Origin of the sequence: Bifidobacterium moukalabense DSM 27321, from assembly GCF_000522505.1 — a bacterium.
Lineage (GTDB): Bacteria > Actinomycetota > Actinomycetes > Actinomycetales > Bifidobacteriaceae > Bifidobacterium > Bifidobacterium moukalabense.
Genome location: NZ_AZMV01000007.1, coordinates 657,138 through 670,602 on the forward strand (window position 1 = coordinate 657,138; position 13,465 = coordinate 670,602).

Annotated in this window: 11 protein-coding genes; 9 read left to right on the forward strand and 2 right to left on the reverse strand. The window is 62.3% G+C overall.

What is annotated here, in order from left to right; genetic code table 11:
• Window position 1 precedes the first annotated feature (1 nt).
• From BMOU_RS09090 to BMOU_RS09130, 9 genes are read left to right on the forward strand one after another with little or no spacing between them, the layout of a single operon-like run.
• On the forward strand, window positions 2-1,609 hold the full coding sequence (locus BMOU_RS09090) for an ABC transporter permease (RefSeq protein WP_235143761.1): 1,608 nt from the start codon (window positions 2-4) through the stop codon (window positions 1,607-1,609).
• A gap of 37 nt (window positions 1,610-1,646) precedes the next feature.
• Window positions 1,647-3,092 carry a D-alanyl-D-alanine carboxypeptidase/D-alanyl-D-alanine endopeptidase gene (gene dacB, locus BMOU_RS09095; RefSeq protein WP_034876892.1) on the forward strand — a complete coding sequence of 482 codons (1,446 nt, stop codon included), beginning with the start codon at window positions 1,647-1,649 and terminating at the stop codon, window positions 3,090-3,092.
• A 6-nt stretch (window positions 3,093-3,098) separates the two neighbouring features.
• Window positions 3,099-4,199 carry a tRNA lysidine(34) synthetase TilS gene (gene tilS / locus BMOU_RS09100; RefSeq protein WP_034876893.1) on the forward strand — a complete coding sequence of 367 codons (1,101 nt, stop codon included), beginning with the start codon at window positions 3,099-3,101 and terminating at the stop codon, window positions 4,197-4,199.
• On the forward strand, window positions 4,177-4,749 hold the full coding sequence (gene hpt / locus BMOU_RS09105) for a hypoxanthine phosphoribosyltransferase (protein ID WP_034876895.1): 573 nt from the start codon (window positions 4,177-4,179) through the stop codon (window positions 4,747-4,749). Before tilS ends, hpt begins: the two co-directional genes overlap by 23 nt.
• On the forward strand, window positions 4,746-6,830 hold the full coding sequence (ftsH, locus tag BMOU_RS09110) for an ATP-dependent zinc metalloprotease FtsH (RefSeq protein ID WP_034876897.1): 2,085 nt from the start codon (window positions 4,746-4,748) through the stop codon (window positions 6,828-6,830). The genes hpt and ftsH overlap by 4 nt, the downstream gene beginning before the upstream one ends.
• Window positions 6,830-7,471 carry a GTP cyclohydrolase I FolE gene (gene folE, locus BMOU_RS09115; RefSeq protein ID WP_034876899.1) on the forward strand — a complete coding sequence of 214 codons (642 nt, stop codon included), beginning with the start codon at window positions 6,830-6,832 and terminating at the stop codon, window positions 7,469-7,471. The genes ftsH and folE overlap by 1 nt, the downstream gene beginning before the upstream one ends.
• A gap of 35 nt (window positions 7,472-7,506) precedes the next feature.
• Entirely contained in the window at window positions 7,507-8,382 is an 876-nt protein-coding gene (gene folP / locus BMOU_RS09120; protein ID WP_034876901.1) for a dihydropteroate synthase, read from the forward strand.
• 40 nt (window positions 8,383-8,422) lie between these two features.
• Entirely contained in the window at window positions 8,423-9,883 is a 1,461-nt protein-coding gene (gene folK / locus BMOU_RS09125; RefSeq protein ID WP_034876903.1) for a 2-amino-4-hydroxy-6-hydroxymethyldihydropteridine diphosphokinase, read from the forward strand.
• Window positions 9,880-10,461: a DUF3180 domain-containing protein gene (locus BMOU_RS09130; protein WP_034876905.1), complete on the forward strand. Its 582-nt coding sequence runs from the start codon at window positions 9,880-9,882 to the stop codon at window positions 10,459-10,461. The genes folK and BMOU_RS09130 overlap by 4 nt, the downstream gene beginning before the upstream one ends.
• Before the next feature lie 37 nt (window positions 10,462-10,498).
• Here the strand turns inward: BMOU_RS09130 and BMOU_RS09135 are convergent, their stop codons facing one another.
• On the reverse strand, window positions 10,499-11,410 hold the full coding sequence (locus BMOU_RS09135; RefSeq protein ID WP_034876907.1) for an acyl-CoA thioesterase: 912 nt from the start codon (window positions 11,408-11,410) through the stop codon (window positions 10,499-10,501).
• Window positions 11,411-11,640: 230 nt separating this feature from the next.
• On the reverse strand, window positions 11,641-13,317 hold the full coding sequence (ettA, locus tag BMOU_RS09140) for an energy-dependent translational throttle protein EttA (RefSeq protein WP_034876909.1): 1,677 nt from the start codon (window positions 13,315-13,317) through the stop codon (window positions 11,641-11,643).
• Window positions 13,318-13,465: the final 148 nt, after the last annotated feature.

Here is a 13,465-nt window from a genome sequence, read left to right on the forward strand (position 1 = left end):
CATGAGATTGCGTTGGGCGCTGATGCGGGCGACCATGCGCAAATCGACCATGATGCTCGTCAGCTACATCATCGGCGCGATATTCGGCGTCGGAGCGCTTGTCGGTTCCGTGGCGCTGGGTCTCATGCTCGGCCCGCTCATCGACGGTCCCGGCGGCATGATCTGGCAGATCCTGCGTATGGTGATGGTGCTGGGCGGCACCTTCACCACGGTCATCGTGATCATCATGCAGATCATGTATTTCGGCCAGGGTACGGCCATGAATCCGCATAGATTCGAGCTGTACGGCATTGACGACCGCACGTTGACCAGTGGCCTGTTCCTATCCGGACTGACGGGCATGGGCGCGATCTGGGGCATACTCATCCTGCTCGGTCTGGTGCCGATCTATCAGAGCGCGGGCACCGTCGGCATCGTGGCGGGCGCCATCGCGGTCCCGTTGGCCGTCATCACCATACTGGCGTTGTCGAAACTTGTGATTTCGCTGCTGTCCACGTTGACGAGTTCCAGCAGCGGCAAAAGCACGATCACCGTCATCACCATCCTGCTGTTCGTGGTGCTGTGCCAGGTACCCGGCATGGTGATGAACAGCCAGGATATGGAGCATTTCAGCTTCAAACCGTTCGTGATGGTCGCGGACGTGTTCTCATGGACGCCGCTGGGTGCGGCGTTCCAGCTGCCGTTCGACGTGGTCGCCGGTTCCTGGGGGCCCGCGGCGCTCCGCCTGCTGATACTCGTCGCCACATGGGCGGTATGCTACCTCGGTTGCCTGTGGTGCCTGAAGAAGGACCGCACCATCGCCGGTGCCGCCACGCGCGTCGCCGCCACAAAGGGCATCGGCCTGTTTTCCATGATGCCGGATTCCCCGTCCGGTGCGATTTCGGCCCGTATGCTCACCTATCTGCGCAGGGACCCGCGACAGGCGCCGATGCTGTTTATGCCGCTGCTGTTCATCGTGATCTTCACCATAGAGTCGCGTGGCATGAACGTGATGATATGGCAGTCGATCATCTGGTCCGGTTTCTTCCTGGTGCTGCTTGAGGGCAACGGACTGTCCTACGACGGCCGTGGCTTCACCATGGAGGTGATCAGCGGCGTTCGCGGCGTGGACGACCGTCTCGGCCGCGTGCGCGTCTATGCGATCATGACGGTCGCCTATATCGCGGTGCTGATGGTCATCGTCTATGTGATTACCGGCGATTGGCGCAGCATGGGAGGACTGGCCACGGGATTGGTCTTCGGCTGCCTGAGCCTGTGCCTGGGATTCTGCGGATTGGGCCTGGCGGAAGTGGTCTCCTGCGTGTTCATGTATCCGGTGCCGTCCATTTCGCACCCGTTCTCGTCGCCGCAGGGCAGGGTGGGCGCCCAGATGCTGTTTCCCTTCCTGCATATGTTCGGTATGATCCTGCTGATGCTGCCCACCGGCATCGTTGCGTTGGTGCTGGGATTGACGGGCAACTGGGACCTGTACTGGCTGCTGGCTCCGGTGGCGCTGGTCAACGGCGCCGCCGTGCTTGCGATTGGTACATGGCTTGGCGGTAAGCTGTTGGAAGCTCGGATGCCGAGGATTCTCGCCACGTTGGACTCCTTCGCGTCCCTGCAGCAGTAAGGACGGATGCCATCGGATTGATAGGGGGGAGCGGTCGGTGACGCGCAGAACAGGAACATTCCATCACGGGACGATTCGCCGCCGCATCACCGTATCGCTTTCCGTGATCCTCACCGCAGCGCTGTGCCTGGGGTATGCGGCATGCGACCTGTATGACGTGCTACCGGGCGTGTTGACGCTCAAAGAGGTGGAACGCACCACAATCACGAATCCCCGTACCGTGCTGTCCGCGTCGAAAGCCATCAAACGGCTGGATTCGTCGATTGCCGTGGACGCCACGGCCGCACAACGGCTTATCGACGAGTTCGCTGCGACCGAAGGCATCGGGGGCGACTATTCCATCGCCATCGCCGACGCCAAGGGCGAGGTGGTGGCCGAAAGCGGCATCGACAAGGCCAGGGTGCCGGCCTCCACCATGAAAACGCTGACCGCATACGCCGCCGCGACCACGCTTGACATGGGAAGCACACTCGCCACCGAAGTCTATATGGAGCAGAAGCAGGACGGCACCGCGAATCTGGTGCTCGTCGGCAACGGCGACATGCTGCTTGGAGCAGGGAACAGCGACACCGCGCACGTCAACGGGCGGGCCGGACTCGGCACACTGGCCAGCGACACCGCGCGGGCGTTGAAGCAGCGTGGCATCAGCAAGGTGACGCTGAGCTACGACGATTCGCTGTTCGGCGATGACCGCTGGCCGTCCGGCATAGCCGACCTCGACACCGAACACCTGTATTACGCACCGGTCTCATCCATGGCTGTGGATGGCGGACGACAATGGAATGGCGCGAATCCGCGGAATCCCGACGTGTTCTCCGACTATCCCGTCCTGAGCATGCAGCCGGCCCTGGACGCCGCGCAGACGTTCCGGCAGCGCTTGGAGGAGCAAGGCATCACCGTGCAGGGCGATGCCGAACAAGGCGGCGCACCTGCGGGAACCAGTCCGATCGCGAAGGTTCAGTCAGCCTCGCTGAGCGAGGTTATGGCATTCATGCTGCGACATTCCGACAACACCCTGGCCGAGGAGTTCGGCCGGCTGCTGGCCATCAGCGAAAAAACCGACAATTCCCCGGCGGGCGCGACCCGTGCGGTCAAGAAGGTTCTGGAACAGGCGGGAATCTCCACGAACGGGCTGCGCATGATGAACTGCTCCGGTCTTGCAGAGGAATCCAAGGTCACCGTACGCACGCTGCTCGAGGTGCAGCAGCGTAACCTCACCGCCGGAGCCGGTGCCGCGGCGGCGGAGGGATTGTCCATCGTAGGCTTCGTCGGCACCGCTGCCGACCGGCTGGACGACGCTTCCGAAGCGGGGCTGCTGCGGGTGAAGACCGGCAGTCTCGGCGATGTCACCTCCATGGCCGGCAACGTGTCGCGCACTCGTGGGGGAGCGCTGACCTTCGCCGTCATCATCAATGACCCCAACGACATGCAGTCCGCACGTGAGGCCATCAACACGTTCATCGCCGGCCTGCCGAAGCTGTGAGCCCCAATGGTGTACTCCTCACGACTGCGCAAGGCCATAGGACAACTCAGAACCGCGTTGGCCGACGCCGGATTCGGCCTGCAGGATGCGCGCTTCACCCGGCATGGCAAGCATGAACCGAGCACGGACGCGCCATTGATCATGGTCGCATGCTCCGGCGGGCGCGATTCCATGGCGTTGGCGGCGGTATCCGCAACCGTATGCGCCAGCCTGGGATTGCGCTGCGGCGCCGTCATCATCGACCATCGGCTGCAAAGCGGTTCCGCGGATGTGGCCGAGATGACCGCGCGCCGTTGCAGGGCGCTGGGACTTGATCCGGTACGTGTGCGCGCCATCGAAGTGCACGGCACCGGGCAGGGTGTCGAAGCCGCAGCCAGGGAGGCCCGGTATTCCGCCATCGTCGAGGAATGCTCGGATGCAGCGGCCGTGCTGCTGGCGCATACGAGGAACGATCAGGCCGAGACGGTGCTTATCGGGCTGCTGCGCTCCGCCGGGCTCGACGCCATCGCCGGCATGGAAGGCTCGTTCAGCCGTGACGGCGTGACGTTCCTGCGCCCCTGGCTGGACGTGACGCGGGAGGAGACCACCGGCATCTGCGGGGATCTGGAGCTCACATGGTGGGACGATCCGACCAACGGCCCCGATACGGTCCAAGGCGACGGCTTGCCGCCGAGCGACCCGTTGCCGGCGGACTATCCGCTTCGTTCGCGTGTGCGGCATGATCTGATGCCGTACCTGCGGCGTTTTGCAGGGGCCGATGTCGTGTCGCGGCTTTCGATCGGTGCGGGGCTTGCGCAAACCGACCGGGAGTATCTCAACGAGCGGGCGCAGGAGATCATGGAACGGGCCGTGACGTTCGATGGAGACCAAGTGCGGTTCGATGTCGTTACGTTGCGGACGCAGCATGAGGCGATCCGGTTGCGTGTCATCGCCCATGCGCTCGGACAGGCCGGCATCGCGTGCTCCGCGCGGCAGGTCAGACAGATTGACCGGCTCATCACCGACTGGCATGGCCAGCGCGGCGTGACACTTCCCAGTGGATATTCAGCCAATCGCCAGAAACACGTCATTCGCGTGTGCCAAGATGGTGGGCATGCGAATCGCTGACGTACAAGAAGACATCGATCACGAACTGATCACCAAAACACAGATTGAAGACATCATCAACCATGCCGCGGCCCAGGCCAGTGAAGACTACCGCGGCAGGAATCCGCTGCTGGTGTGCGTGCTCAAGGGGGCTGTGAACACCATCGCCGCCTTTGCGCAGGCGATGAGCATTCCGGTGCAGATGGACTTCATGAGCCTATCAAGCTATGGGTCCGGCACCGAATCAAGCGGTACGGTCACCGTTCGTCAGGATTTGTCGACCGATGTGCGTGGGCGCCACGTGCTGATCGTCGAAGACATCATCGATTCCGGCATCACGTTGGCGTGGCTTGTCGACGAGCTGAAGCGCCGCGGTGCCGCTTCCGTGGAGATCTTTGCGCTGCTGGAAAAGCCCGCCCGCCGCAAGGTGAATGTGGATGTGAAATATAAGGGATATGAGATTCCCGACGAATTCGTGGTCGGCTTCGGTCTGGATTATGACGAACATTACCGCAATCTTGATTCGATCGCGGTGCTGAAGCCGGCAGTTTACCAAGGAGGTCAGGCATGAGTTTTCCTTCAGGCCAGCCGCCGCAGAACAACGGCGGCAATTCGAACCGTCCGAACAACGGTAATCCGTTTACCAATCCGTTCGGACGCGGTGGCAACGATGGCGGCAACAACGGCAATGGAGGCAATGGCCCCCGTCCGTTCTGGCAGTCCCCATGGCTATGGGTGGTGGTCGTGGCATTGCTTGCCGTGACGATGTTCCAGCTGTTCGCGGGCACCGGATCGCAGACCATCGACACCAAGGACGGCATGCAGATCCTCAACGGCAACAACGTCGAGTACGCGCAGATCGTCGATAACACGCAGCAGGTCAAGCTCAAGCTGAAGTCCGACTATTCGGCCACCGATCCCACGACCGGCAAGGTCAAGAACTACGGCAAGAACGTACAGTTCTACTACACGTACGCGCAGAGCGCCGCCGTGGTCAAGGCCGTGCAGAAGGCCGACCCGACCCAGGGGTGGACGGCGACCATGCAGCAGACCAGTGTCTGGACCTATCTGCTCACCTCGATCCTGCCGTTCATCATCTTCTTCGCGCTGTTCTGGTTCCTCATGAGCCGCATGGGCGGAGCCGGCGGCATGTTCGGCATGGGCGGCAAGAAGAACAACGGCAAGCTGCTCGAAGGCCAGACCCCGACCACCAAGTTCTCCGACGTGGCCGGCGAGGACGCCGCCGTGCAGGAGGTCGAAGAGATCAAGGACTTCCTCAAGGATCCGTCCCGATACAAGGCACTGGGCGCCCGCATCCCACGCGGTGTGCTGCTGTACGGCCCTCCGGGCACCGGTAAGACGCTGCTGGCGCGAGCCATCGCAGGCGAGGCCGGCGTGCCGTTCTACTCCATGGCGGGTTCCGACTTCGTGGAGATGTTCGTCGGTCTTGGCGCATCCCGCGTGCGCGACCTGTTCGACGAGGCCAAGAAGAACGCCCCGGCCATCATCTTCATCGATGAGATCGATGCGGTCGGCCGCAAGCGTGGCGGTTCCGGCATGAGCGGCGGCCACGACGAGCGCGAGCAGACCCTGAACCAGCTGCTTGTTGAGATGGACGGTTTCAACAATGACACCAACCTGATCATCATCGCCGCGACCAACCGCCCCGACGTGCTTGATCCGGCACTGCTGCGTCCGGGCCGTTTCGATCGCCAGGTGGCCGTGGAGGCGCCTGATCTGGAAGGCCGTGAGGCCATTTTGAAGGTGCATGCCAAGGGCAAGCCGTTCGTGCCGGACGTCGATCTGCACATGATCGCCGTGCGTACGCCGGGCTTCACCGGCGCCGATCTGGCCAACGTGCTCAACGAGGCCGCGCTGCTGTGCGCCCGTGCCGGTGCCCAGCTGATCGACAACCGCGCCATCGACGAGGCCATCGACCGCGTGCAGGCCGGTCCGAAGCGCCGTTCCAAGGGCATGGCCCTCGAGGAACTGCGCAACACCGCCTACCATGAAGGCGGCCACGCCTTGGTCGCCGCCGCCATGAACGACACCGATCCGGTCACCAAGGTCACCATTCTGCCGCGAGGCCGTGCGCTCGGCTATACCGCCGTGATGCCCACCGAGGACCGCTACTCCATGTCGCGCAACCAGCTGCTCGACCAGATGGCCTATGCCATGGGCGGCCGCACCGCCGAAGAGGTCGTGTTCCACGACCCGACCACCGGTGCATCCAACGACATCGAGAAGGCGACGAGCATCGCCCGCCAGATGGTGCTCGACTATGGCTTCTCCTCCAAGCTCGGCGCCATCAAATGGTCCGACGACGACCAGGGCGATCTGGGATCCCTCAACCACAAGTATTCCGGCCGCACCGCCGAAATCATCGACGAGGAGGTCCTGAAGCTCGTCGAGACGGCGCATACCGAAGCGTGGAACGTCATCAACGAGAACCGTGACATCCTCGACGAGCTGGTACGTCAGCTGCTCGTCAAGGAGACGCTCAACGAAAAGGAACTGGCCGCGATCTTCGCCAACATCAAGAAGGCGCCGAAGCGTGACGTGTGGCTGAGCGACAGCCGGCGTCCCGATTCGGACAAGCCTCCGGTGGAGATTCCCGAATCCCTGAAGAAAAGCGCAGGATTGACCAACTGATGAGCGATACCGAAGTATTCGATACCACGCTTGACGACAACAAGGCCCGCGCCGCTCATGCGGCCGGGCCTGTCGGCTATGACGAGGAAGGCGTTCGCCAGGCGGTACGTCTGTTTCTGCGATCCATCGGCGAGGATCCGGACCGTGAAGGTCTGCTCGATACCCCCGACCGTATCGGTCGTGCCTGCAAGGAGCTGTTCGCGGGTCTGGGCCATGGTCCGCAGGAGGTGCTGAAGACCAAGTTCAAGGTCGACACCGACGAAATGGTACTGGTGCGCGACATCGAACTGTTCTCCGTATGCGAGCACCATTTGCTGCCGTTCCACGGCGTGGCCCATGTCGGCTACATTCCATCGAACGGGCAGGTGGCGGGTCTGAGCAAGCTGGCACGGCTGGTGGAGCTGTATGCCCGCCGCCCGCAGGTGCAGGAACGCCTCACCCAGCAGGTCGCCGACGCATTGATGACCGGCATCGAGGCGCGTGGCGTGATCGTGGTCACCGAATGCGACCACATGTGCATGGCCATGCGAGGCGTCAAGAAGCCACAGTCGCGTACCGTGACCTCCGCCGTGCGAGGCTGTATGCGGGATGCCGCCACACGATCCGAGGCGATGAGCCTGATTCTGTCACAGCATTCGTGAGATGCCGCGCGGCCATATAACGGAAGGGGAACAGGATGGCACAGGATATGAAGGCGATTCACGATAGCGAACACACTCTGGTGATGGGCGTGCTCAACATCACCGAAGACTCGTTTTCCGACGGCGGACTGTGGCTCGACCCGGCAAGGGCCAAAGCGCACGGCGAGGCGATGATGAGGCAGGGGGCCGACATCATCGACATCGGGGCCGAATCAACCCGCCCCGGTGCCAAACGCGTCAGCGAGGAAGACGAGAGATCCCGCGTGCTGGGGGCCGTGGACGCGTTGATTCCCGAAGGCGCCGTGCTGTCCATCGACACCACGCGCGCTTCGGTGGCGCTTGCGGCGCTGGATCATGGCGCGCAGATCATCAATGACGTGTCGGGCGGGCGGCTGGATGCCGAACTGCCCCATGTGGTGGCCGCGCATTCCGAATGCCTGTACATCGTACAGCACTGGCGGGGTTGGCTGGCCGGGGCGGCCGGAACGGTGCCGGATGCCGACACCTCCGTGTACGCGAACGGCGTGCTGAATGACGTATACGACGAGCTGATGGCGCAGGTCGATGCGGTGCTGGCCGCCGGTGTCGGGCCGGAACAGGTCATCATCGATCCGGGCTTGGGGTTCTCCAAGCCGGGCATCGAGCATAACCTGCCGTTGCTGGCCGGGCTGGAACGGTTCAACGCCACCGGGTATCCGGTGCTGATCGGCGCTTCGCGCAAGCGCTTCGTCGGCGCGATGCTGGCTGCGGCGGGCATCGACGAACCAACCATGGCCGATAAGGACAACGCCACCGCCGCCATCAGCGCTCTGAGCGCCGAACACGGTGCCTGGGCGGTGCGCGTGCATGACGTGGCCAAAACCCGCGATGCCGTGGCCATCGGCAGCGCCTGGCGCGCATATGGTAAGTAATGTCTCCTCTGACGGAGGCAATGATGGACGAAAGGTCGGCATGGATCAGATTCGACTGACGGGAATCCGCGCGGCGGGCAGGCATGGCGTGCTCGACTTCGAGTATGAACGCGCACAGACCTTCGTGGTGGACGCCACGCTATCCCTTGATTTGGCTCCCGCAGGCCATTCCGACACCCTCGACGACACCGTGGACTATGGTGCCATCGCCAAGGGCATCGTGGCCATCATCGAAGGTGAGCATGTCGATCTGATCGAGAGACTGGCGGCCCGCATCGCCGACATGATTCTGCGATACCCCGCCGTGCAACGTACGCAGGTTACCGTGCACAAGCCGAATGCGCCGATCGTCGTGCCGTTCGACGATGTCAGCGTCACCGTGGAACGCTCCCGCGAAACGGCTCGTCCCGAAACCACTGACACGCATCATGCCGTCATCGCCATCGGAGGCAATCAAGGCGATGTGGTTTCCACGCTGCGTGATGCGGTGCGTTGCATCGACGGACTCGCGTCCACGCAGGTCACCGGCATCTCACCGCTGTATCGCACCGACGCATGGGGCATGCCGGCGGGCACGCCCGACTTCTACAATGCGGTCGTCTCCGTCAACACCAGACTGTCCGCACCCGAACTATTGGCGGGATTGCAGCGGATCGAGGCCTCCCATGGCCGTGTGCGCACCGACCATTGGACTTCGCGCACGCTCGACCTTGACATCATCGACTTCGATGGCACCGTCAGCGACGATCCGGATCTGACGTTGCCGCATCCACGCGCATGGCAACGCGCCTTTGTGCTCGGTCCTTGGCTGGCGTTGGACCCCGACGCCGAGCTGGTCGGTGATCATGCCGGCTCCGTGGCGCAGTTGCTGTTCGAATCCTCCGACCGGGAACATATCAGCGAACTCGCCGAGGATTGGATGGTCGCCGACGGCACTGATCCGTCTTCCGTCGCCGCCTCCCACGGTCGGGAACCGGCTTCGCAACAGGGCGGAGGCGACCAACGGCAACTCGAATCCCCAGTGCGATCGCGCCGAGCCGTGATCTCCATGGACAGCCCTTCCACCGACGCCGAACGGCAGTTCCGCAAGGCGATCGTGTCGATTGACGGCATACCCGGTAATCAGGTGGAGGGCATTTCGCCGCTTTACCATGTCAGCCAGCTCGACGGCAAACCCGACAACATGGCCGCCGTCATGCAGATTTCCACACGAATGGGTGCGCCCGAACTGATTGCCGTGCTCGGTTCCATCGAGGTATCGGTCGGTGGCGGCCTCGATCTCGATCTGGTTGATATGGAGGGCGTCGTCTGCGACGAACCGAATTGCAAGGTGCCGTGGCCCACCGCCGGCAGCCGTGCGGCCGTACTCGCGCCATGGCTCGACATGGACCCGGATGCCCGGCTCGGAAAGGATCCAGTATCGTTCCTGCTGGCTATGGCCCCGGATGCATCACGGGTCGGTCTGCTTACCGACAACTGGATTATTGGAGATACGCTATGAAAGTACGTCGCACCCCTTGGTGGCATTACGTTCTGGCCTTGATACTCGGCCTGCTTGCCGGGCTTGGCATGGCGAAATACGGTGAGATCTCCGGACTGCCGTTGATCGGCGCGCCGTGGGTGGTGTCGGTGGTGCTGATCGCATTGGGCATCATGGTGCTGATCCTTGCGCTGCAGGTGCACAGGTACACCACGAAGGATCCGGTCAAGCGTGCGCAACTAAAACCGCTCGATCCGCAGAAGGCGTTCGGCACGCTGGTGTCATGCAAGGCCATGGGATTGGCGGGAGCGGCATTGGCCGGTTGGTATGGAGGGCAGATTCTGGCGAGTCTGCCGCATATGGAGGCGGAATTCTACCGTCAGGCAGTCATCGAATGCGCGGTGGCGGCGGTGGCCTGCCTGATCGACATGATCATCGGCATCGTGGGGGAGTGGCTGTGCCAGCTGCCGCCTATCGACGGCCCCGAAAACCCCAAGGTGAAGGAGGCCTCCCAACGCCAGCGCTATGCGGCCGCCGCCACCAAGTCCTCCCACATCCAATCCTCCCTTCGCCGGGCACCCCGTAACTCCTCCCTCTGACGGGGAGGCGGGAACCTCGAAAAGAGGAATTCACAACCTACCGCAGATCCTCTTTTGGCACGCGAATCATGGCCTCCTGCGCCATGCACGCCACCAACGTGCCATCCTGCGTATATACTTTCGCCTGACCCAGGCCCCGGCCATGCGCGGCGGTCGGCGTATCCTGCACGTACAGATGCCACTGGTTGATATCGATGTCGCGATACCACCACATCGAATGATCGATCGAGGCAAACGAGATGCCAGGAGTGGAAATACTCAATCCCGCACGGCGCAGCACGGGCTCCAACATGACCTGATCGCAGCCCATCGCCAGCATCGCGCGGTGCATGACCTGCGGCACCTCCACTTCGCCGTCCGCCTTCATCCACACCATCTGCTTGCCGGAATCCCTGCTGGCGCTCTTCGTATCGGCACCCAGCATAATGGTCTGCGTAACGTGACGAATGTCGAACGGCGACTTCTGCGCGTAATACTTGGCATACGACGATTGGTCCGCATACGGTTCCATGATCTCCTTCGCGCTCATCAGTGTTTCCGGATCCGGTACGTTCTCAGGCATCGGATCGGCGAACTCGATGCCCTCCTGGCCATGTTCCTGAAAACTGGCGATGGCGGTCAGAATCGAACCCTGCGCCTGCGTGACGTTCACGCGGCGTGCCGAGAAGGAACGGCCATCGCGCAGGTTTTCCACGTCGAATAGCAGATCCTGGCGAATATCGCCGGCCGAAATGAAGTAGCCATGAATCGAATTGGGCAGTCGCGACGGGTTCACCGTCTTCGATGCGGCGATCAGCGACTGCGCGATCACCTGCCCGCCGTAGACGCGGCCGGTGGGGAAGTACAGGCTTTCGCCGTTCACATACGTATGATCGCGGTAGGTGGAAGGCGCACCCAGCTTGAGCACTTTCGTCAGTCGCTGTAACGGTGTGACTTCTGGCTGTGTCATGAAGGGCCTCGATTCTGGTTCTGTTATGGTGCGAAACGTGCTTTCAATGCCTTCGAGTGTACGCAGAAGCGGTAAATTTCGCCGGATTGTTTTGTAACGACTGCGTGAGAAGAGTGAACGGCAGGTAATCGGCAAACGATGGAATACCAGCAAAGCACCACCCCTCGTAACGAGGAATGGTGCTTTGCTGAAATCTGCGCTTAACGCTGAAAACCGTGCGGACGGTGCGATCAGCGGGTCAGCTTGCGGTGCAGACGGTGCGGACGCGCCGCATCTTCGCCGAGGCGGGCCACGCGGTTCTCCTGATAGGCTTGGAAGTTGCCCTCGAACCAGTACCACTTGGCCGGATTCTCATCATCGCCCTCCCATGCGAGGATGTGCGTGGCCACGCGGTCGAGGAACCAACGGTCGTGGGAGATCACCACGGCGCAGCCCGGGAAGGCAAGCAACGCGTTCTCAAGCGATTCCAAGGTTTCGACGTCGAGGTCGTTGGTCGGTTCGTCGAGCAGCAGCAGGTTACCGCCCTGCTTGAGGGTCAGGGCCAGGTTCAGACGGTTGCGTTCGCCACCGGACAGCACGCCGGTGAGCTTCTGCTGGTCGGAGCCCTTGAAGCCGAAGGAGGCCACGTAGGCACGGGTCGGCACTTCCACACCGGCCACGTCGATGAAATCGAGGCCGTCGGACACGGCTTCCCACAGGTTCTTGTTCGGGTCGAGACCGGCACGGTTCTGGTCGACGTAGCTGATCTTCACGGTGTCGCCGATCTTGAGCGAGCCGGAAGTCAGCGGCTCGAGGCCGACGATGGTCTTGAATAGGGTGGACTTGCCCACGCCGTTCGGACCGATCACGCCGACGATGCCGTTGCGCGGCAGGGTGAAGCTCAGGTCGTCGATGAGCACGCGATCGCCGAACGCCTTATGGATGTGCTCGGCTTCCAGAACGGTGGAGCCCAGACGCGGGCCCGCCGGAATCTGGATTTCGGAGAAGTCGAGCTTCTTGTTGTTGCGTGCCTCCTGCTCCATCTGGTCATAGCGTTCCAGACGGGCCTTGTTCTTGGCCTGACGGGCCTTCGGCGAGGAGCGCACCCAGTCGAGCTCGTTCTTCAGGCGCTTGGCGAGCTTGGCGTCCTTGGCGCCCTGGATCTCCATACGCTTGGCCTTGGTCTCCAGGTAGGTGGTGTAGTTGCCCTTGTATGGATACAGGTGGCCGCGATCGACCTCGCAGATCCATTCGGCCACGTTGTCCATGAAGTAACGGTCGTGGGTGACCGCGATGACGGCGCCCTTGTACTGGTGCAGGAACTGCTCCAGCCACAGGATGGACTCGGCGTCGAGGTGGTTGGTGGGCTCGTCGAGCAACAGCAGGTCCGGAGCCTCAAGCAGCAGCTTACACAGTGCCACACGACGGCGCTCGCCACCGGAGCACACGGTCACCGGGGTGTCCGGATCCGGGCACTGCAGGGCATCCATGGCCTGCTCAAGCTGGGAATCAAGATCCCAGCCGTTGGCGGCGTCGATATCGTTCTGCAGCTTGCCCATCTCTTCCATCAGGGAATCGAAGTCGGCATCCGGATTGGCCATCTCCTCACCGATCTGGTTGAAACGGGCCACCTTTTCGGCGATTTCGCCGAATGCCATCTTGATGTTCTCGCCGACGGTCTTGGTCTCATCCAGCGGCGGCTCCTGCTGCAGGATGCCGACGGTGAATCCCGGGGTCAGGTAGGCTTCGCCGTTGGAGACGGTGTCGATGCCGGCCATGATCTTGAGCAGCGTGGACTTACCCATGCCGTTCGGGCCGACGACGCCGATCTTGGCGCCCGGCAGGAAGCTCAGGGTCACGTCATCGAGGATCACGCGGTCGCCGTAAGCCTTGCGGGCCTTGATCATCTGATAAATGAATTCAGCCAATGTTGTGTTCCATCCTTAAGAAACGTTGGAATTCCAGCGTGTTGCATGAATGGGTCAACGGAAATCCCGCGTTCGGATCCCGGACCGTGCCTCACGCAAAGTACCGCCCACGATTATCCCATATCCCGTCTACACGCGGAGCGCCAAT

Coding starts and splice junctions, on each gene's coding strand:
- BMOU_RS09135 (WP_034876907.1), bottom strand. CDS start 11,410: ATGACACAGCCAGAAGTCACACCGTTACAGCGACTGACGAAAGTGCTC.
- folE (WP_034876899.1), top strand. CDS start 6,830: ATGAGCGATACCGAAGTATTCGATACCACGCTTGACGACAACAAGGCC.
- ftsH (WP_034876897.1), top strand. CDS start 4,746: ATGAGTTTTCCTTCAGGCCAGCCGCCGCAGAACAACGGCGGCAATTCG.
- hpt (WP_034876895.1), top strand. CDS start 4,177: ATGGTGGGCATGCGAATCGCTGACGTACAAGAAGACATCGATCACGAA.
- BMOU_RS09130 (WP_034876905.1), top strand. CDS start 9,880: ATGAAAGTACGTCGCACCCCTTGGTGGCATTACGTTCTGGCCTTGATA.
- folP (WP_034876901.1), top strand. CDS start 7,507: ATGGCACAGGATATGAAGGCGATTCACGATAGCGAACACACTCTGGTG.
- BMOU_RS09090 (WP_235143761.1), top strand. CDS start 2: ATGAGATTGCGTTGGGCGCTGATGCGGGCGACCATGCGCAAATCGACC.
- tilS (WP_034876893.1), top strand. CDS start 3,099: ATGGTGTACTCCTCACGACTGCGCAAGGCCATAGGACAACTCAGAACC.
- folK (WP_034876903.1), top strand. CDS start 8,423: ATGGATCAGATTCGACTGACGGGAATCCGCGCGGCGGGCAGGCATGGC.